This window comes from Streptomyces ruber (assembly GCF_014648075.1).
GTDB classification, from domain to species: domain Bacteria; phylum Actinomycetota; class Actinomycetes; order Streptomycetales; family Streptomycetaceae; genus Streptomyces; species Streptomyces ruber.
Window position 1 is genome coordinate 331,931 of sequence record NZ_BMQK01000001.1, and the last position, 20,151, is coordinate 352,081.

Genomic DNA, 20,151 nt, shown 5'->3' on the forward strand with positions numbered 1-20,151 from the left:
ATCCTCCGCTGTCCCCAGGCCCCCGGTGCCCTCGCACTCCCCAACGAGAGCACCACCCTAGAGTCCCGGTGTGACAGCGGTGACGTCAGCCACCCGCTCGTAGCACAGCCGCGACAATCGGGCCGGCCGCCTCGCCGCCGCGGCCGCCCTCCTGGGCCATGGCCGCGGCCGCCATGTCATCGCGGAAGCCGGTGAACCAGCTGTTGGCCGTCTCCTGCCCGTCGACCTCGGCGGAGCCGGTCTTGGCGCCGATGTCGCCGCTCAGCCCGGCCATCGCGGCGGCGCCGGTGCCGCTGGTCGCGGTGCGGTTCATCATCTGGCGCAGCTGCTGCGCCGTACCCGCGGACAGGCCCTCCGCCGTCGCCAGCTCGCGGTCGTCGAGCTCCTGCGGGACGATGACCGGCTGCTTGAAGGCGCCCGTCTTGACGGTCGCGGTGACGGAGGCCATGTTCAGCGGGCTCATCTGCACCTTGCCCTGGCCCAGCATGTTGGCCGCGGTGTCGGGGCCGCCGGACGCGGGCACCGAGCCGTCGAAGGAGGGGACACCGACCTTCCAGTCGTCCCGGCCGAGCCCGAACCGCTCCTCGGCCTCCTTGGTCAGCGAGTCGACCTTCACCTCGTCCGCGTACTTCACGAACGCCGTGTTGCAGGAGCGGGCGAAGCTCTCCGAGAGGGTCGCCCGCTCATTGGGTGTCATGCCCTCCAGGTTGTGGAAGGTCGCGCCCTGCCACATGGCGTCGTCCGGGCAGGGCGCCGGGCCGTCGGCCGTGGTGACGCCGTTGTCGATGAGGGTGGCGGCGCTGACGATCTTCATGGTGGAGCCGGGCGCCAGCTGGCCGAGGAAGGCCGCGTTGAACCCGTCCTCACGGTGGTTGGCGACGGCCAGCACCTCGCCGGTGCTCGGCTTGAGGGCCACCACCGAGGACTCGGCGTACTGCTGCACCGCCTTCTCGGCCGCCGCCTGCGCGTCCGCGTCGATCGTGGTCGGCAGCCGGCCCGCCTCGCCCTCGGCGAGCGTCACCAGGGTGGTGTCGGCCTCGTCCTTCTGGCTCTCGCCGCGCCGGACCGTGAGCTCGATGCCGGGCGTGCCGCCCGCCTCCGCGCCGTACTTCTCGCGCAGCGCGTCCAGGATCGGGCCGAGGGAGGGATACTTCTCCTTGGTGAGTTCCTTCCCGTCGCGGTCCACGGCCTCGATGGGCGGCGCCGCGGCCTCGCCGGTGACGAGCGTGTCGCCCTTCCCCTTGAGCTCGGGGTGCACGACGGACGGCTCCCAGTCGACCAGGGCTCTTCCGGTGGTCTCCCCGCGCACGACGGTGAGTTCGCTCTCGTACGCGAGCGGCTTGCTCATGCCCTCGTACGACACCGTCGCCTTCACCGAGAAGGGCACGGTGCGCCCGGTGGTCCTGCCGGGGGTGATCCGTACGTCGTGGATGTGGGCGACGTCGCGGAAGGTGGCCAGCAGCGCCCCGGCCTGCCCGGCGTAGTTGGTGTACGAGGCCGCGGTGCTCCCGTCACCCTTCTCCCAGGCATCGAAGAACGCCTCGGCCGTCTCCCGCACCTCGTCGGCGTCCGGCGGCCCGGACTTCACGACAGGCGAGACCGGCCCCCCGTCCCCGTTCAACGCGGACACGACGTTGAACGCGCCGTAGCCCGCGGCCCCCACCATCGCGGCGAACACCCCACCGATGATCGAAACCTTCGCCCCCTTGCGCATCGCGCGCTCCCCTCCCCACGGCTCCACGTTTTTGAACGCGTTCAGTAAACCCGGTCGTGACCCACTGTATGCGGCGGGAGTGAACGGTGGGAGGGGTGCTCCGGATTTACCACACCTCCCACCCGGGTCCTGCTAGACCCACGTGTCCAGCCACATCCGCGCCCGCCAGTCGTCGATCGGGATCGCGGTCCCGGTGTAGATGGGCCAGAAGTAGATGAAGTTCCAGAAGATGAGCAGTACCAGGACGCCCGCGCCCGCCGCGCCCACGATGCGGCGCCGTTCCGGGGAGCCGGGCGGGCCGATGACCGCGCCGAGCGTCATCGTCACGGCCAGGCAGAGGAACGGCAGGAAGACGACCGCGTAGAAGAAGAAGATCGTGCGCTCCTGGTACATGAACCAGGGCAGCCAGCCGGCCGCGATGCCGCAGGCGATGGCGCCGGCCCGCCAGTCGCGGCGGAACAGCCAGCGCCACAGGACGTAGAGGACGGCGAAGGCGGCCGCCCACCACAGCAGGGGCGTGCCGATGGCCAGGACCTCGCGGGCGCACTTGTCGGCCGTGTCCGTGGGGCAGCCGTCCTTGCCGGGTAGGGGCGACTCGTAGAAGTACGAGACCGGGCGGCCGGTGACGATCCAGCTCCACGGGTTGGACTCGTAGGTGTGCGGGGACGACAGGTTCTTGTGGAACTCGTAGACCTCGTTCTCGTAGTGCCACAGGCTGCGCCACCAGTCCGGGAACAGCCAGCTCCAGGAGCTGTCCCTGCCGTCCGTCGCCGCCCAGTCGCGGAAGTAGCCGCCGGTGCCGTCGTCGGGGGAGAGGATCCAGCCGGTCCACGAGACGACGTACGTCACGAGGGCCACGGGCACCGTCGAGAGGAACGCCCAGCCCAGGTCGTGCCGTATCACGGCGCGGTACGGGTGCCGGGCGCCCGCGACCTTGCGGGCGCCCACGTCCCACAGCACGGTCAGCACGCCGAAGAAGGCCAGGAAGATCAGGCCGTTCCACTTCGTGGCGAAGGCGAGGCCCAGGCACACGCCCGCCAGCCAGCGCCACGGGCGCAGGCCGAGACCGAGGTGGTCGGCCACGTCCGCGTCCGGGCGTACGACACCGTCCTGGTCCGCCGGGAGTGCGGCCGCGAGGCGTTGCCGTGCCCTGTCGCGGTCGATGACGAGGCAGCCGAAGGCGGCCAGCACGAAGAACATCAGCACCTGGTCGAGCAGCGCCGTGCGGCTCATCACGAAGTGCAGCCCGTCCACCGCCATCAGGGCGCCCGCCAGGCAGCCGAGGAAGGTGGAGCGGAAGAGGCGGCGGCCGATGCGGCAGAGCATGAGGACGGACAGCGTGCCGAGCAGCGCGGTCATGAAGCGCCAGCCGAACGGCGTGAATCCGAACAGGTACTCGCCGAGGCCGATGACGTACTTGCCGACCGGCGGGTGCACGACGTAGGCGGCGTCGGTGGGGATCGGGACGTCGCCGTTGTGCTGCAGGATCAGGTCGTTGGCCTCCTTGGCCCAGTTGACCTCGAACCCGCGGTGCACGATCGCCCACGCGTCCTTCGCGTAGTACGTCTCGTCGAATATCACCGCCTTCGGGCTGCCCAGGTTCCAGAAGCGCAGGATGCCGGCGACGAGCGTCACCAGCAGCGGGCCACCCCACGCGGACCAGCGCGTGACGGCGTCCCTGCCGACGCCGAGCGCCGCCCACAGGCGCGGGCCGGGCCGGTTGTACGGGGGCACCAGACGGCCGCGGACGTCGCCGGCACCGCCGGCGTCGCGGACGTCGCCTCTCGGCCGCCCGGTGTAGCCGAACCGGCGCAGCCGCTGCTGCCACGACGGCCGCTGGTCGTCGGTCGTCTGCCCCTGCCCTGCCGGGGTGTCCGTGGAGGACGCGGTACTCGTCACCGCGCCATCGTAGGGAACGTGTCTGTGCCAGTCCCGTGCCCGGGCCCTGAACGGCGACGTGACCTGGCCCTCGCCCCGTTCCTGCCCCGTCCCCGGCCCGTTCCTGCCTCGTCCCCGGCCTGTTCCTGCCTCGTCCCCGGCCTGTTCCTGCCTCGTCCCCGGCCTGTTCCCTGCCTCGTCCCCGGGCCGTCCCCGGCCCGTCCCCGGGCCGCCGGGGCGGCCCGGCGCGGTCCTGCGAGACTGGGACCGTGACAGGAACCCTTGTGTTGGCAGGCACCCCCATCGGCGACGTCGCGGACGCCCCGCCCCGGCTGGCCGAGGAGCTGGCCTCGGCGGACGTGGTCGCCGCCGAGGACACCCGGCGGCTGCGGCGGCTCACGCAGGCGCTGGGCGTGCAGCCGGCCGGCCGGGTCGTGTCGTACTTCGAGGGCAACGAGGCCGCCCGGACCCCCGAGCTCGTCGAGGCGCTGGCGGGCGGCTCGCGGGTGCTGCTGGTGACCGACGCGGGCATGCCGAGCGTGTCCGACCCCGGGTACCGGCTGGTCGCCGCCGCCGTGGAGAAGGACATCCGCGTCACCGCCGTGCCGGGTCCGTCCGCCGTGCTCACCGCGCTCGCGCTGTCCGGGCTGCCCGTGGACCGGTTCTGCTTCGAGGGGTTCCTGCCGCGGAAGGCCGGCGAGCGGCTGGGGCGGCTGCGGGAGGTCGCGGAGGAGCGGCGCACGCTCGTGTACTTCGAGGCCCCGCACCGGCTCGACGACACCCTCGCCGCGATGGCCGAGGTGTTCGGGGAGGGGCGGCGGGCCGCGGTGTGCCGCGAGCTGACCAAGACGTACGAGGAGGTCAAGCGGGCGCCTCTGGGGGAGCTCGCGGCGTGGGCCGCCGAGGGCGTACGGGGCGAGATCACCGTCGTGGTCGAGGGCGCCCCGGAGAAGGGTGCCGAGGAGCTGGACGCGGACGAGCTGGTGCGCCGGGTGCGGGTGCGCGAGGAGGCGGGGGAGCGGCGCAAGGAGGCGATCGCCGCGGTGGCCGCCGAGGCGGGGCTGCCCAAGCGCGAGGTCTTCGACGCCGTGGTGGCGGCCAAGAACGCCGTGCGCGACTGAGGTCCGTGCCGGCGTCGGCGTGGGCGGCGGTGCCGATGTCGGTGTCGTACCGGGCGCTCGGGTGAGCGTAGTACCGCTCCCATGGACCCATGCGCGGGCAAAGAGCGGACGGGGCAAGGCAAAGCCCGTCCCCCGCACCAGGGAAGTCTCCACAAGCGCAGACCAAAACCGCGCCAACAGTTGACAGGTCCGGTGCACCCGCGCCGACGGAGGAGTCCACTGGTTGAGGGGACGCACCCGTCCCTGCCTCCAGGGGATGTCGGGGATCTCCCTTGCGGGGCGTTGTCCCAGCAGCGATCAGGAGCTGGCATGACAGAGGTCTCAGGGCAGATGGGCCACCGGGGCGCGGCCACCGCCGTCGTCCACGAGTCGTATTCGTTCGCCTGCATGCGCTGCGGGCACGGCTGGGAGCAGTCCTACCGGATAGAGCACCGTCTCGACGCGGAGGGCAAGGAGTTCGTGCTGTACGTGGCGGACGGCATCGTTGTCCCGTCGCCGCTGAGCCGGCCCACCTGTGCGAAGTGCGACGGGCACCTGGTGCGCATCATGCGGCCGGGGCAGGTGTCCTCGGCGCGGAACTGCCTGCCGCGGCAGGTCCGCAAGGCGCCCCCGCGGGATCCGGCGGACGGGAGGACACCCGCCGCGGCGGACGAGACGCACCGGGACCACCACTGGCACCTGTCCGACCTCCTCCACCCCTTCCACCGCAGGACCGGCTGACCTCCGGGCGCCGCCGCGGCATGCCCCTTCCGTAGGATCGGGGGCATGTCCACCAGCAGCGCCGCCGGCAAGAACGACAAGGGCGACAGGGGCGACAAGAACGCCGCGCCCCCGCTCCCGGCCCCCCTCCAGGTGCCCGTCGCCGACTCGCACACCCACCTCGACATGCAGTCCGGCACGGTGGAGGAGGCCCTCGCCAAGGCCGCGTCGGTGGGTGTGACGACCCTCGTGCAGGTGGGCTGCGACCTGAACGGCTCCCGCTGGGCGGCCGAGACGGCGGCCGCGTACGACAGCGTCCACGCGGCCGTCGCCCTGCATCCGAACGAGGCGCCGCGCATCGTGCACGGGGATCCCGACGGATGGTCCCGTCAGGGGGCGCGGCAGCCCGGCGGGGACACGGCGCTGGACGAGGCGCTCGCCGAGATCGACCGGCTGGCCGCGCTGCCCCAGGTGAAGGCCGTCGGCGAGACCGGCCTCGACCACTTCCGTACCGGGCCCGAGGGCAAGGACGCGCAGGAGCGTTCCTTCCGCGCCCACATAGAGATCGCCAAGCGGCACGGGAAGGCCCTGGTCATCCACGACCGCGAAGCCCACGCCGACGTGCTGCGCATCCTGAAGGAGGAGGGCGCGCCCGAGCGCACCGTCTTCCACTGCTACTCGGGCGACGCCGAGATGGCCGAGGTGTGCGCCCGCGCCGGCTACTTCATGTCCTTCGCCGGGAACGTGACGTTCAAGAACGCCCAGCAGCTGCGCGACGCGCTGGCCGTGGCCCCGCTGGAACTGGTCCTCGTCGAGACCGACGCGCCGTTCCTCACCCCGGCGCCGTACCGCGGACGGCCCAACGCCCCGTATCTCATTCCGGTCACGGTGCGCGCGATGGCCGCGGTGCGGGGGATCGGCGAGGACGCGCTGGCGACGGCGATCGCGGCGAACACCGCGCGCGCCTTCGCCTGCTGAGCCGCCCCGCCGACCGGTCGCGTTCCCCGGCCGCCGCACTCGGCCGTCCGGGTGACCGGGGGCCCGGCGGGGTCTCATCTCGTGACTGCTGGTAGTCATGTGACTTTGGAGAGTGACGAGCGCTCCGCTAGGTTCTGGTCGCCCGATCCGGCCGCCTGCCTCTGGAGCGTCTCGTCTTGAGCAACGCGCAGCCTTCGCCGTACTCGCCGTACCCGCCGTACCCGCAGTACGGGACGTACGGCGCCCATCCCGGCCCGGCGAGCCCGGCAATGCCGCACCAGGGGCCACCGCCGCCCGATCCGCGGCCCCGGACCCGGCACGGCGGTGGCGGTGGCGGCGGCCAGGAGCCGTACCGCGCGGACATGACGACGGAGCCGCACACGCACGACGCGCTCGCGTACGGCCCGTACGGCTCGTACGGCTCGTACGGCTCGAACAGCCCGTTCGCCAGGGACGCCCGGCCCGGCGACCGCCCGCGGATGGACGAACCGCGAGACGAACTCCGGGACGAACCCCGCGGCGAACCCCGGGAGGAGCCGCAGGAAGACGCCCCCGAGGCCGTGCTCCCGCGGCAGGCCGACGGGGGCCGTGCCGGGGCCCGGCGGGCCGCGCGCCGCAGACGCACCGTCGAACGGCCCGCACCGCTGCGCCGGCTGGTGCCGCAGGCGCTGGTGGTGGCGTTCCTCGCGGGCGGCACCACCGCGTTCGTCGCCAAGGACAAGGCGATCGAACTGAACGTCGACGGCGAGCCGCGCACCCTCCACACCTTCGCCGACGACGTGACCGAACTGCTCGCCCGGCAGGGCGTCGCCGTGGGCGCCCACGACGTGGTGGCCCCGGACCCCGGCGCCCCCCTGGCCACCGGCGACGAGGTCGCCGTGCACTACGGGCGGCCCGTGCGGCTCACCCTGGACGGCCGGCGGCGCGAGCTGTGGACGACGGCCCGCACGGTCGAGGAGGCGCTCCGGGAGTTCGGGGTGCGCTCGGAGGGGGCGTACGTGTCCACCGACCGCTCCCGTCCGATCGGGCGGGCGGGACTGGCGCTGGACGTCCGCACCGAACGCACCGTCACGGTCATGGCGGACGGCCGGGCCCGCCGCGTCCGGACGAACGCGGCGACCGTCCGGGAGGTCGTGGACCAGGCCGGGATCACCCTGGCGGGGCAGGACACGACGTCGGTGCCGCAGGAGAGCTTCCCCCGGGACGGGCAGACGATCACCGTGCTGCGCATCAAGGGCCGGAAGGAGATCCGGGAGGAGCCGATCCCGTTCGACGTGGAACGGCAGGACGACCCCGAGCTGTTCCGGGGGACCGAGGTCGTCGAGTACGCCGGGGAGGCGGGCGTGCGCCGGGTCACGTACTCCCTGCGCACCGTCAACGGGGTCAAGCAGAAGCCGCGCCGGCTGAGCGCCGAGATGATCCGCCCGCCCCGCACCCAGGTGGTCAAGGTGGGTACCAAGCCGCTGCCGACCTCCGTGGCGGGCACCGACCACCTCGACTGGAACGGCCTCGCGGTCTGCGAGTCCGGCGGCCGGCCCGACGCGGTGGACTCCTCGGGCACCTACGGCGGCCTCTACCAGTTCGACCGGCGCACCTGGCAGAGCCTGGGCGGCCAGGGCCGCCCGCAGGACGCACCGGCCGCGGAGCAGACGTACCGCGCGAAGAAGCTGTACCTGGAACGCGGCGCGAGCCCGTGGCCGCACTGCGGGAGCACGCTCCGCTAGGACGGGACGGGACGGGAGAGGAAGGAGGGGAAGGGAAGGGCTGGGCTGGGGCGGGGCGGGAGCGAGCGGCCGCGGGCCCACTCGGGCAGGCGGCCCGCTTTCCGCCCGGCCGGCGGCCCCCTCCCCTCCCCGCCCCGGCCGGCGGCCACCGCCCCGTACCCTTGGTGCGTGAGCGACCCCACCCCCGATGCCCTGCTGGGCCCCGCCGACGTCCGTGAACTGGCCGCGGCCCTCGGCGTACGCCCCACCAAACAGCGCGGCCAGAACTTCGTGATCGACGCCAACACCGTGCGGCGGATCGTGCGCACCGCCGAGGTGCGGGCCGACGACGTGGTGGTCGAGGTGGGTCCGGGGCTCGGCTCCCTCACACTCGCCCTGCTGGAGGTGGCCGACCGGGTCACCGCCGTCGAGATCGACGACGTACTGGCCGCCGCGCTGCCCGCCACGATCGCCGCGCGCATGCCCGGCCGGGCGGAACGGTTCGCCCTGGTGCACTCCGATGCCATGCAGGTACGCGAGCTGCCGGGCCCCGCGCCGACCGCCCTGGTCGCCAACCTCCCGTACAACGTGGCCGTGCCCGTCCTGCTGCACATGCTCGACACCTTCCCGAGCATCGAGCGCACGCTGGTCATGGTGCAGGCGGAGGTCGCCGACCGGCTGGCCGCCGCGCCCGGCAACAAGGTGTACGGGGTGCCGTCCGTGAAGGCCGGGTGGTACGCCGAGGTCAAGCGGGCCGGGGCCATCGGGCGCAACGTCTTCTGGCCCGCGCCGAACGTGGACAGCGGCCTCGTCTCGCTCGTCCGCCGCGCCGAGCCCCTCGCCACGACCGCCTCCAAGGCGGAGGTCTTCGCCGTCGTCGACGCGGCCTTCGCCCAGCGCCGCAAGACCCTGCGCGCCGCCCTCGCCGGATGGGCGGGCTCGGCCGCGGCCGCGGAGGCCGCGCTGGTGGCCGCCGGCATCTCGCCGCAGGCCCGGGGGGAGTCCCTCACCGTCCAGGAGTTCGCCCGCATCGCGGAGCACAAGTCCGCCGCCCGCCCGCACGAGGAGCCGGTCCAGCAGTGAGCGTCACCGTCCGCGTCCCCGCCAAGGTCAACGTCCAGCTCGCGGTGGGCGGCGCCCGCCCCGACGGTTTCCACGACCTCGCCAACGTCTTCCTCGCCGTCGGCCTGTACGACGAGGTCACCGCCACCCCCGCCGACGAGCTGCGCGTCACGTGCGCCGGGCCGGGCGCCGACCGGGTCCCCCTGGACCGTACGAACCTCGCGGCCCGCGCCGCCCTCGCGCTCGCCGAGCGGCGCGGCCTGGACGCGGACGCCGCCGCCGTGCACCTGCACATCGGCAAGGACATCCCCGTCGCCGGCGGCATGGCGGGCGGCAGCGCCGACGCGGCGGGCGCGCTGCTCGCCTGCGACGCGCTGTGGGGCACCCGCGCCTCCCGCGACGAGCTGCTGGAGATCTGCGCCGAGCTCGGCAGCGACGTGCCGTTCAGCCTGGTGGGCGGCGCGGCGCTGGGGACGGGCCGGGGCGAGCGGCTGCGCCCGCTCGACGTGGGCGGCACCTTCCACTGGGTGTTCGCGGTCGCGGACGGCGGACTGTCGACCCCGGCCGTGTACCGGGAGTTCGACCGGCTGCACGAGGGGACGGACGTCCCGGAGCCGGTCGCGTCCGAGGACCTGTTCGCCGCGCTCGCCAAGGGCGACGCCGACGCCCTCGCCGCCACCCTCGCCAACGACCTCCAGCCCGCCGCGCTCTCGCTCTTCCCCCCGCTCGCGGACACCCTCGCGGCGGGCCGGGCGGCCGGTGCCCTGGCCGCGCTGGTCTCGGGGTCCGGGCCCACCACGGCGTTCCTCGTCCGCGACGCGGAGTCCGCGCAGGTCGTCGCGGGGGCGCTGGCCGCCTCCGGCACGTGCCGGACCGCCCGCGTGGCGGACTCGCCCGCGCCCGGGGCGACCGTGCTCCGCGGCACCGGCTGACCGCTTCCGGACACGCCGTACCCTGGGAGGCTGATCCGACCCCGCGTGCAGGAGTGAAATGGCCGTCAACCTGGTCAATGTCGAGAGCGTCAGCAAGGTGTACGGCACCCGGGCCCTGCTCGACGGGATCTCGCTCGGCGTCTCCGAGGGCGACCGCATCGGCGTGGTCGGGCGGAACGGCGACGGCAAGACCACACTGATCCGCGTCCTCGCCAAGCTGGAGGAGGCCGACACCGGCCGCGTCACCCACTCCGGCGGGCTGCGCCTCGGCGTCCTCACCCAGCACGACTCGCTCGATCCCGCGGCCACCGTCCGGCACGAGGTCATCGGCGACATGGCCGACCACGAGTGGGCGGGCGACGCGCGCGTCCGCGACGTCCTGACCGGCCTGTTCGGCGGGCTCGACCTGCCCGGCTTCCCGCAGGGCCTGGACACCGTGATCGGGCCGCTCTCCGGTGGCGAGCGGCGCCGTATCGCGCTCGCCAAGCTGCTCATCGAGGACCAGGACCTGATCGTCCTCGACGAGCCGACGAACCACCTGGACGTCGAGGGCATCTCCTGGCTGGCCGGGCACCTGGCCGCCCGCCGCTCGGCGCTCGTCTGCGTCACCCACGACCGCTGGTTCCTGGACCAGGTCTGCACGCGGATGTGGGACGTGCAGCGCGGCACCGTCCACGAGTACGAGGGCGGCTACTCCGACTACGTCTTCGCGCGGGCCGAGCGGGAGCGCATCGCCGCCACCGAGGAGGCCAAGCGGCAGAACCTGGTCCGCAAGGAGCTGGCCTGGCTGCGCCGCGGCGCCCCCGCCCGTACCTCCAAGCCGCGCTTCCGCGTCGAGGCCGCCAACGAGCTGATCGCGGACGTGCCGCCGCCGCGCGACAGCAGTGAGCTGATGAAGTTCGCCTCCTCCCGGCTCGGCAAGACCGTCTTCGACCTGGAGGACGTGACCGTCCAGGCCGGACCCAAGGTGCTGCTCAAGCACCTCACCTGGCAGCTCGGCCCCGGCGACCGCATCGGCCTGGTCGGCGTGAACGGCGCGGGCAAGACGTCGCTGCTGCGCGCGCTCGCCGACGCCGCGTACAGCGAGGGCGAGAAGCAGCCGGCGGGCGGGCAGATCCGCGTCGGCAAGACCGTCAAGCTGGCCTACCTCTCCCAGGAGGTCGCCGAGCTCAACCCGGACTGGCGGGTGCTGGAGGCCGTACAGCAGGTCCGTGACCGCGTCGACCTCGGCAAGGGGCGCGAGATGACCGCGGGCCAGCTCTGCGAGACGTTCGGCTTCGGCAAGGAGAAGCAGTGGACGCCGGTCGGCGACCTCTCCGGCGGTGAGCGCCGCCGCCTCCAGCTCCTCCGCCTCCTCATGGACGAGCCGAACGTCCTCTTCCTCGACGAGCCCACCAACGACCTCGACATCCAGACGCTGACCCAGCTGGAGGACCTCCTCGACGGCTGGCCCGGCTCGATGATCGTCATCTCCCACGACCGCTTCTTCGTCGAGCGGACGACGGACCGGGTGCACGCGCTGCTCGGCGACGGCACGCTGCGGATGCTGCCGCGCGGGATCGACGAGTACCTGGAGCGGCGCCGGCGCATGGAGGAGGCGGCCGCCGCCACGGCGCCCAGGCCGGCCTCCGCCGAGAAGGCCTCCGCCGGCGCGGCTCCGGAGAAGAGCGCGGCCGACCAGCGCGCCGCGAAGAAGGAACTGCAGAAGATCGAGCGGCAGTTGGACAAGATTTCCGAGAAGGAGCAGTCGCTGCACGCGCGCATCGCCGAGCATGCGACCGACTTCGCGAAGGTCGCCGAACTCGACGCCGAGCTGCGCGAGTTGAGCGGGCAGCGGGAGGAACTGGAGCTGCGCTGGCTGGAGCTGGCCGAGGACGCGTGACGGACGCGTGACCGCCGCCGCGGTGACATCGGTGACAGCGGTGATAAAAAAGGCCGAAAGAGCCGACTGAGGACGACCGGCTCGCTCCGAGCACGCGGAGCACGCGGACACGCGGAGCACTCGGAGCACTCGGAGTATGCGGAGTACGCAGCGAACAGGGGGAACGCGCTGATGACTCAGCCGCCCGACCAGCCGCCGCAGGGCGGCTACGGCGCACCACAGGGCCAGGGGCCGTACCCGCCGCCCCAGTTCCCCCCGCCCCCGCCGCCCAGCGGGCCTCCGCAGCCGTACGGATACGGACACCCGAATCCGTACGGCCCGCCGCAACCGCAGTACGGTGCGGCGCCGACGCCGTACGGTGGGCCCCCGCACGCTCAGCCGCCGTACGGCCGGCCCCCGTACGGCCACCAGCCGCCGCCCGGCGGCGGGCGGAAGCGCAACGGCCGGATGGTCGCCGTGGCGGCGGTCGCCGCCGTCGCGCTGCTGGTCGGGGCCGGTGTCTGGTACGCCTCCACCACCGGCGGGGCCACCGGCAAGGACGACAGGGCCGACTCCGCGGGCCCCGGCGGCGGGAACGGCGAAGCGGGCGGCGGGGATCCGTCCGCGGCCGGCACCGAGGCCCGGGAGCGGGTGCCCTCCGACACCGCCTCCGAGGTCCTGTTCCAGGTGCCCGCGCCGAAGGTCGAGGGCGACGCGAGCTACGTCGTCCAGGGCTCCTGGCTCACGGACCGGGTGTACGCGAAGAGCGGCATCGCCGAGGTCGTCGGGTACGACCTCGACAAGGGAACGAAGCGGTGGACGGTGAAGCTGCCCGGCCCGGTCTGCGACGCGAGCCGCCACATGACCGCGGACCACAGGACGGCGGTCCTCTTCCAGCCCGCCATGCCGACCGAGAAGAAGCGGTCGCACGGCTGCAGCGAGGTCGCGGTCATCGACCTCGAAGCGGGCGAGAAGGTGTGGTCGGGATCGGTCGAGCGGGGGGCGGGGAAGGCCGTCTTCAGCAACGTCACCCTGAGCGGCACCACGGTCGCCGTGGGCGGGGTCAACGGCGGCGCCGCGTTCGACCTCCCCACCGGTGACCTGCTGTGGTCCCCGAAGTCGGACGCCACCTGCTACGACGCCGGGTACGGCGGCGGCCCGGCCCTCGTCGTGCTCCGCAAGTGCGGCGAGTACGGCGGCGAGCGGCAGCTCCGCGTCCAGACCCTCGACGCGGAGACCGGCAGGCCGCTCTCCGAGTACCGGATGACGCCGGGCATCGACTACGCGAGCATCGTGTCGACCGAGCCGCTCGTGGTGGCCGCCGACGCCGGTGACTCCGCGGGCGACGGCAGCGGCATCTCGGACTTCTTCTCCGTCGACGGCAGGACGGGCGAGCTGCGCGCGCGGATCACGGCACCGGGCGACAAGTACGCCGCCCGGTGCGACGGGATCATGCAGATCGAGAACTGCTCCCAGCTGGCGGTCGGCAACGGCAAGCTGTACGTGGCCACCGAGGAGCACGACGGCAAGGCCGAGCACTCCCGGACCAACGAGATCGTCGCCTTCGACCTCGGCACCGGGAAGCAGACCGGGGAACGCGCGGACGCGGGCGACGGGTACACCCTCGCGCCGCTGCGCATGGACGGCCCCGATCTCATCGCGTACAAGCGTCCGCCGTACGACGAGAGCGGTCAGGTCGTGAGCATCGACGGCGGGTCGTTCGAGGCGACCACGCTGCTGGAGACCCCCGCGGACGAGACGGTCCGCAGGACGGAGGCCCGGTTCACGCCCGCCTACGCCGAGATCCTGTACGGGGACGGCCGCCTGTTCATGTCCCGCGTCTTCACCGGCAGGCTCTACGGCGACGGGACGGAGTACCTGGCCGTCGCCTTCGGGGCCGAGTGAGTGACCGAGTGGCCGAGTGCGCGATCGACTGAGTGGTACAGGGAACGACGGCAGATGATCCAGGACTGCCGTGTTCAGGTCGAACTGTGGCCGATTGCGGACGTGATCGGGCTGCGAGGAGGCAGAGTTCCTACGTGCGCCGACGGAGCCCTAGGGTCGGAGGCCTCCCCGACCGCGGACTTCCGTCATGACGTGGGAATGGGCCTGTGCGCGTATACGCCCTAAGAGGGTGATAGCGGTAATAGTGGGCGCTTCTCACCGGTAGGGGGAGCGCAAGCCCGAACAAGCGTGTAGCTTCCGGGGGCATGAAGGGCGCATGAAGGGGCGGACGGAGCCGGGGGGCTCCTTGCCGTGGGGACCGGTGGGCGGCCTTGGTGGGCAACCATTGGGGGGACTGGGGGGTGGCTCGATGGGAGTGCGGCTCATGGTGGTCGACGACCACCGACTGCTCGCCGAGGCGCTGGCCTCGGCGCTGAAGCTGCGCGGGCACCGGGTGCTCGCGGCGGCGGCGCCCGCGGCGGGCGCGGCGGAGCTGGTGATCACACGGGCTCCCGAGGTGTGCCTGCTCGGCACGGCGACCCCCGCCGAACCGGGCATCTTCGACCCGGTGGTGAAGATCAAGCGGGAGCGGCCCCAGGTGGCGGTCCTCGTCCTGGGCCCGGTGCCCAGCCCGCGCGGCATCGCCGCCGCCTTCGCCGCGGGCGCCTCGGGCTACGTACGGCACGACGAGCGCATAGAGGGCGTCGAGCGGGCCATCATGAAGGCACGGGCGGGCGAGGCGGCGGTGGCCCCGGCCCTCCTCCAGGGCGCCTTCAGCGAACTCCTCAACCCCGCCACCCAGCCCGACGACGAGGGTCAGCGCCTCCTCCAGATGCTGACCCCGCGCGAGGTCGAGGTCCTGGTCCGGGTCGCCGACGGCGAGGACACCCGCCTGATCGCGGCCGGCATGGGCATAGCCCCCTCGACGGCCCGTACCCATGTGCAGCGGGTGCTGATGAAACTGGGCGTGGGCTCCCGCCTGGAGGCGGCGGCCCTGGCGGCCCGCACGGGACTGCTGGACCGGGCGGGGCCGGTGAAACGGGACGACGCGCCGACGGAGGGGGCGCAGTAGCCCGGCCCTCGTACGGCGTGCGGGGTGTGCTGGTATCTGACGCATGGACACCCCCCGGCGCGTTCTCATCGTCGCCTACGACGGTGCGCAGATCCTCGACATCGCCTGCCCCAGCGGCGCTCTGGAGATCGCCAACGGGTACGGTGCGCGGCCGCCCTGCACCGTCGAGCTGGGCACCCTCGGCCGCAGGGCCGCCCACAGCTCGTCGGGGATCGTGCTGGGGGCGGAGCGGGGGCTCGAGACGGTCACGGGGCGGCTGGACACGCTGATCGTGGTGGGCGGCGCCGGCTGCGAGGGCGCGGCGGCGGACGCGCGCCTCCTGGAGCAGGTGCGCAGGCTGGCACGGCACAGTAGACGCGTCGCCTCCGTCTGCACCGGAGCCTATGTCCTGGCCGCCGCCGGACTGCTGGACCACCGGCGGGCGACGACTCACTGGGGATGGGGCGAACGGCTCGCCGAGCACCATCCCGACGTGGCCGTGGACGTACGGCCGCTGTACATACGCGACGGCAACGTCTACACCTCCGCCGGGGTCACCAGCGCGCTCGACCTGACGCTGTCGCTGATCGAGGACGACCACGGGCCGACGCTGGCCCGCACCGTCGCCCGGGAGCTCGTCGCCCCCCTGCACCGGTCGGCCGACCAGGCGCAGATCTCCACCTCCCTGGCCGCTCCGCCGCCGGAGGACGGGCTGGTACGGGACCTGGTGGGCCATATCGCCGGCCACCTGGCCGAGGACCTCGGCCCGGCGGCCCTGGCGGCCCGGGCGGGGGTGAGCCCGCGGCACCTGACCCGCCTGTTCCGGGCGCACCTCGGCACGACCCCGGCCCGGGCCGTACGGGTGGCGCGCACGGAGGCGGCGGCCCGTCTGGTGCGGTCCAGCGGACTGTCCCTGGCGGCGATCGCCCGCCGTTGCGGTTTCGGGTCGGCGGAGACGCTGCGGCAGGCGTTCCTGGACCACTACGGGGTCACCGGGGACAGACTTCGCAGGATGCCGGACATGCCGCCCGCGCGCCCCGCGCCGGCGCAGCAGACTCCCGGAGCATGACGCACCCGACGACGACACGCAGAGACGTGCTCCGGGGAACCGTGGCCACGGCCGCGCTGACCACCCTGGCCACGGGTACGACGGCCGCGGCCGCCCACGCCGCCGCCCCGCGGCCGCGGCCCGGCACGGGACCGCACATCGGCATCCTGCTGTACGACGGCTACAGCCTGCTGGACCCCACCGGACCGGCCGAGATCCTCTCCCGGCTGCCGGGCGCGACCGTGACGATGATCGCCGAGGAACGCGGTGCGGTCCGCACGGACACGGGAGACGTGACCGTGGTGGCCGACCGCTCCATCGCCGAGACCGACCGCCTCGACGTGCTGCTCGTCCCGGGCGGGGGTAACCGGGGCGTCCTGGCGGCGATGGCGAACGAGAAGCTCCTGAGCTGGATCCGCGCGACGCACCGGCACACCCGGTGGACGACCTCCGTCTGCACGGGCAGCGTCGTCCTCGCCGCGGCGGGGCTGCTCGACGGACGGCGGGCGACGACCTACTGGGCCTCCGCGGAGTACCTGGAGTCCACGTTCGACGTGACCTGCGTGCCGGAGCGGTACGTGCGCTCCGGCAGGATCGTCACCGCGGCCGGGGTGTCGGCGGGGCTGGACATGGCCCTGTACCTCGCCTCCCGCATCGCGGACGAGGACACGGCGCGGGCGATCCAGCTGGCCGTGGAGTACGACCCGCGGCCCCCGTTCGACTCCGGCGACGCTGCACGGGCCGACGCCCGGCTGAAGGAGCGCGCGCTGCGACTGATCGAGGACTCACAGGCGTAGCGCGACGACGTCGGCCGCGTGATCCCCAAGTCCGTTGCCCTGCCCTATGGTTGGCGGATGCGCGCTCACCATATCGATCGCCCGGCCGACCTCGACGTGGTCCGTGAGTCCTACGACCGTGTCGCCGACAACTACGTCCACATGGTCGTGACGACGGGGATCGGCGACATCCGTCACCATCCCTGGCTCAAGGCGTCGATCGACGCCTTCGCCGACACCGTGAGCGGACTCGGCCCGGTCCTCGACGTCGGCTGCGGCCCCGGCACGGTGACCGCCTACCTCGCGGAACGCGGACTCGACGTGTCCGGGGTGGACCTCTCTCCGCGCATGATCGAGAACGCCCGCCGCCTGTACCCGGACTGCCGCTTCAGCGTGGCCTCCGCCACCGACCTCGACCTCGACGAGGCGTCCCTCGGCGGCGTGCTCGGGTGGTGGTCCCTGTTCAACCTCCCTCGTGACGTGCTCCCCCAGGTCCTCGCCTCGTTCACACGTGCGTTGAAGCCGGGCGGACACCTCATCACCGCGACCCACGTCGGCGACGAGGACCTGGAGCGCACCGAGGCGTACGGGGGTGTCCCCGTCCGCTGGACGACCCACAAGTGGCAGCCGGAACAGCTCGTCGCCCTGATCGAGAAGGCCGGGCTGCACCCGGTCGCCGAACTCCGGCTGCCCGCGGACGAGGTTTCCGGTCCGGGGGTGGTCGTCATGGCCAAGCGGCCCGGCTGAGCTCGCGTCAGATACGTGACGCCGCGGTGAGCCTGCCGGGCAGACGTGGAAGGAACTGATGATGCCGGTCAACTGCTTCTTCCGGCACGAAGTCCCGAGGAGGTCCGGGACCAGGGCCGCGAAGAGGGCATCGAGCAGGAACGCGCGTCGATGATCCTCCGCATCCTCGACTGGCGTGGCATCCCGGTCTCGGATGCAGTCCCTGAGCGGGTGACGGCCTGCTCCGACCTGGAGCGGCTCGGCATCCGGGCCCGGCGGGCGGTCCACGCCACGGACGCGGAGGACCTGTTCGCCGACGAGTAGCCCACACAGCCGTACGGGGCCGAAGCCGCCCAGGCGACCCCGGCCCCGTATGTACGGACCTCTACTCAGCGCCCGGCCCCGACGCCCCCTCCCCCGGAGGAGGAACCGGCGCCTGCTTGATGGGCCGCAGCCACATCCACCCCAGGAAGAACAGACCGAGGACCAGCATCGCCAGCCCCGTCCACAGGTTGATGTTGACGTCCTGGGCCTTCTCCAGGTCGGCGTCGGACGCGAAGAGCCCGGCGATCGTGACGATGACGCCGTAGACCACGAACAGGCCGCCGATGATGCGGCGGATGTCGAAGAGCCGGGCGGCGGTCGCGGACTTCGTCTCCAGGTCGGAGACCTCGCGGTGCAGGTCGGACATGGTCGTTGCCTCCGATCGGGTCAGAAGGAGTAGGGGATGTAGCAGAGGGCGGCGAGGACGACGGCACCCCAGCCGAGCAGGGCCGGCTTGCGGTACCAGGCGTCGTCACCCTCCTCCGGCGCCTCCTCCATGCCCGGGGACCGCGTGCCGTAGACCAGGCCGGCGAGTTCGGCCTCCGGCTTCGGGGCGGTGAACAGGGAGACCGCGACCATGACCACACCACCGGCGACGAAGCCGACGATGGCGGAGACGAAGTTGGCACCCTGGTCGGTGGGGATGTCGATGACGCCCCCCTTGTAGATCCAGAAGTAGTTGACCATCGCGGCCGTGGTGCCCGCGACCAGGCCCCAGACACCGGACTTCATCGAGGCGCGCTTCCAGAACATGCCGATGATGAAGACCACGAACATCGGCACGTTGAAGAAGGAGAAGAGCGTCTGCAGGTAGCTCATGATGTTCGAGAAGCTCGACGCGATGAACGCGGTGCCGATCGAGGCCAGCACACCGATCGCGGTGATGAGCCGCCCGAACTTCAGGTAGTACTCGTCGCTCTCGCCCTTCTTCACGTACTGCTGCCAGATGTCGGTCGTGAAGACGGTGTTGAAGGACGAGACGTTGGCGGCCATGCCCGCCATGAACGCGGCGAGCAGACCGGTGACCGCGATGCCGAGCACACCGTTGGGCAGCAGCTCCTGCATCAGGTACGGGATCGCGTCGTTGTACTGGAGGTCCGAGCCCGCCTTGCCGATCTGCGGCACCAGGACGGCGGCGACCAGGCCGGGGATCATCACCAGGAAGACGATGAAGATCTTCGGGAAGGCGCCGATCAGCGGGGTGCGCTTGGCGGCGGAGAGGTTCTTCGCCGACAGGGCGCGCTGCACCTCGGCGAAGTTGGTGGTCCAGTAGCCGAAGCCGAGCACGAAGCCGAGGCCGAGGACGATGGTCAGCCAGTTGGCGCCGAGCGGGTTGGGGTCACCGATGCCGGTGCCGTCCCACGCCGTCAGGAAGCCCTCGCCGTGGCTCGCGGTGAGCGAGTCGCTCAGTCCGTCCCAGCCGCCGACCTTCTTCAGGCCGAGGATGGTGATCGGGATGAGCGCGGCCAGGATCACGAAGAACTGGAGCACCTCGTTGTAGATCGCCGAGGACAGACCGCCGACGGTGATGTACGCCAGCACGAAGAAGCCCGCGACCACGATCGCCACCCACTGCGGCCAGCCCAGCAGCGCCTCCACCACGATCGCGAGCGCGTACAGGTTGACGCCCGCGATGAGGACGGCGGCGAAGGCGAACAGGATCGAACTCACCAGGTGCGCCGACTTGTCGAAGCGCTGGAGCAGGAACTCGGGGACCGAGCGGACCTTGGAGCCGTAGTAGAACGGCATCATCACCAGGCCGAGGAAGACCATGGCCGGGACGGCGCCGATCCAGAACCAGTGGGTGACCGCGACGCCGTACTCCGCGCCGGTCGCCGCCATGCCCAGGATCTCGGTGGCGCCCAGGTTGGCGGCGACGAAGGCGAGGCCGGTGACCCAGGCGGGCAGTGAGCGCCCGGAGAGGAAGAAGTCCAGGCTGGTCTTCACCGAGCGCCGGGCGGCGAAGCCGATGCCCAGCACCACGACGAAGTAGATCGCCAGGATGGTGTAGTCGAGCGCGTTGGTGGGGAGCCGGAGTCCTTCGGCCAGATATGTGGAGGACTGCATGAGTACTCGCTTCGTTGCGTGAACTGATCCGAGCGGAATTTACGCTCGTATCTTCAAGAAATGAACAGTCCCGCTGGCGTTCTTTGTTCGATTGTGATCAATCGAGCGGGATGGCGAGCACCCGTCTGCCCCTCGTTCTCCTGCCTACACCTCGCACCTCACCCGCTTCCCGGGTTCCCCGCGCGGCCCCTTTCGGGGATTGACGTGACTGTTTCCTTGTGGTTTGTTATGTTGGATTGTGTTCGATGGGTTGTTTGATGGGTGTGG

17 protein-coding genes are annotated in these 20,151 nt (G+C 72.3%); 13 read left to right on the forward strand and 4 right to left on the reverse strand.

The annotated features are described in order from the left end of the window. Positions 1 to 85: 85 nt before the first annotated feature. Both IEZ04_RS01570 and IEZ04_RS01575 read right to left on the reverse strand, forming a co-directional pair. Positions 86 to 1,714: a penicillin-binding transpeptidase domain-containing protein gene (locus IEZ04_RS01570; RefSeq protein WP_189214764.1), complete on the reverse strand. Its 1,629-nt coding sequence runs from the start codon at positions 1,712 to 1,714 to the stop codon at positions 86 to 88. Between the two features lie 132 nt (positions 1,715 to 1,846). Beyond that, entirely contained in the window at positions 1,847 to 3,613 is a 1,767-nt protein-coding gene (locus IEZ04_RS01575; RefSeq protein WP_189214765.1) for a dolichyl-phosphate-mannose--protein mannosyltransferase, read from the reverse strand. Between the two features lie 248 nt (positions 3,614 to 3,861). On the opposite strand from IEZ04_RS01575, the gene rsmI reads away from it, so the two are divergent. The 13 genes from rsmI (at position 3,862) to IEZ04_RS34550 (ending at position 17,817) form a co-directional block, all read left to right on the forward strand. Next, entirely contained in the window at positions 3,862 to 4,713 is an 852-nt protein-coding gene (rsmI, locus tag IEZ04_RS01580; protein WP_189214766.1) for a 16S rRNA (cytidine(1402)-2'-O)-methyltransferase, read from the forward strand. Between the two features lie 309 nt (positions 4,714 to 5,022). Next, positions 5,023 to 5,433 (forward strand): hypothetical protein, encoded by a 411-nt coding sequence (locus tag IEZ04_RS01585; protein ID WP_189214767.1) that lies wholly within the window; start codon positions 5,023 to 5,025, stop codon positions 5,431 to 5,433. A gap of 45 nt (positions 5,434 to 5,478) precedes the next feature. After that, a complete protein-coding gene (locus tag IEZ04_RS01590) occupies positions 5,479 to 6,390 on the forward strand; it encodes a TatD family hydrolase (protein WP_189214768.1) in 912 nt (303 codons plus the stop codon). Between the two features lie 176 nt (positions 6,391 to 6,566). Next, a complete protein-coding gene (locus IEZ04_RS01595) occupies positions 6,567 to 8,114 on the forward strand; it encodes a resuscitation-promoting factor (RefSeq protein ID WP_373296235.1) in 1,548 nt (515 codons plus the stop codon). Positions 8,115 to 8,282: 168 nt separating this feature from the next. Beyond that, positions 8,283 to 9,176 carry a 16S rRNA (adenine(1518)-N(6)/adenine(1519)-N(6))-dimethyltransferase RsmA gene (gene rsmA, locus IEZ04_RS01600; RefSeq protein ID WP_189214769.1) on the forward strand — a complete coding sequence of 298 codons (894 nt, stop codon included), beginning with the start codon at positions 8,283 to 8,285 and terminating at the stop codon, positions 9,174 to 9,176. Next, positions 9,173 to 10,087, forward strand: a complete 915-nt coding sequence (locus IEZ04_RS01605) for a 4-(cytidine 5'-diphospho)-2-C-methyl-D-erythritol kinase (protein WP_189214770.1) — start codon at positions 9,173 to 9,175, stop codon at positions 10,085 to 10,087. Before rsmA ends, IEZ04_RS01605 begins: the two co-directional genes overlap by 4 nt. 58 nt (positions 10,088 to 10,145) lie before the next feature. Further along, complete coding sequence (locus IEZ04_RS01610; protein WP_189214771.1) at positions 10,146 to 11,969, forward strand: ABC-F family ATP-binding cassette domain-containing protein; 1,824 nt, start codon at positions 10,146 to 10,148, stop codon at positions 11,967 to 11,969. Between the two features lie 171 nt (positions 11,970 to 12,140). After that, entirely contained in the window at positions 12,141 to 13,853 is a 1,713-nt protein-coding gene (locus IEZ04_RS01615) for an outer membrane protein assembly factor BamB family protein (protein ID WP_189214772.1), read from the forward strand. A gap of 409 nt (positions 13,854 to 14,262) precedes the next feature. Further along, complete coding sequence (locus IEZ04_RS01620) at positions 14,263 to 14,964, forward strand: helix-turn-helix transcriptional regulator (protein WP_189214773.1); 702 nt, start codon at positions 14,263 to 14,265, stop codon at positions 14,962 to 14,964. Between the two features lie 43 nt (positions 14,965 to 15,007). Continuing rightward, the gene (locus IEZ04_RS01625; RefSeq protein WP_189214774.1) at positions 15,008 to 16,012 is read left to right on the forward strand and encodes a GlxA family transcriptional regulator; all 1,005 of its coding nucleotides are present in this window, start codon (positions 15,008 to 15,010) and stop codon (positions 16,010 to 16,012) included. Continuing rightward, positions 16,009 to 16,788 (forward strand): DJ-1/PfpI family protein, encoded by a 780-nt coding sequence (locus tag IEZ04_RS01630; protein ID WP_189214775.1) that lies wholly within the window; start codon positions 16,009 to 16,011, stop codon positions 16,786 to 16,788. The genes IEZ04_RS01625 and IEZ04_RS01630 overlap by 4 nt, the downstream gene beginning before the upstream one ends. Positions 16,789 to 16,845: 57 nt before the next feature. Further along, positions 16,846 to 17,514 carry a class I SAM-dependent methyltransferase gene (locus IEZ04_RS01635; RefSeq protein WP_189214776.1) on the forward strand — a complete coding sequence of 223 codons (669 nt, stop codon included), beginning with the start codon at positions 16,846 to 16,848 and terminating at the stop codon, positions 17,512 to 17,514. Between the two features lie 150 nt (positions 17,515 to 17,664). After that, the gene (locus tag IEZ04_RS34550) at positions 17,665 to 17,817 is read left to right on the forward strand and encodes a hypothetical protein (protein ID WP_229820781.1); all 153 of its coding nucleotides are present in this window, start codon (positions 17,665 to 17,667) and stop codon (positions 17,815 to 17,817) included. Positions 17,818 to 17,878: 61 nt separating this feature from the next. Here IEZ04_RS34550 and IEZ04_RS01645 read toward each other — a convergent pair whose 3' ends face one another. Both IEZ04_RS01645 and IEZ04_RS01650 read right to left on the reverse strand, forming a co-directional pair. Beyond that, positions 17,879 to 18,184, reverse strand: a complete 306-nt coding sequence (locus IEZ04_RS01645; RefSeq protein WP_189214777.1) for a hypothetical protein — start codon at positions 18,182 to 18,184, stop codon at positions 17,879 to 17,881. 20 nt (positions 18,185 to 18,204) lie between these two features. Next, positions 18,205 to 19,884, reverse strand: coding sequence for a sodium:solute symporter family protein (locus IEZ04_RS01650; protein ID WP_189214778.1), 1,680 nt, complete (start codon positions 19,882 to 19,884; stop codon positions 18,205 to 18,207). Positions 19,885 to 20,151: the final 267 nt, after the last annotated feature.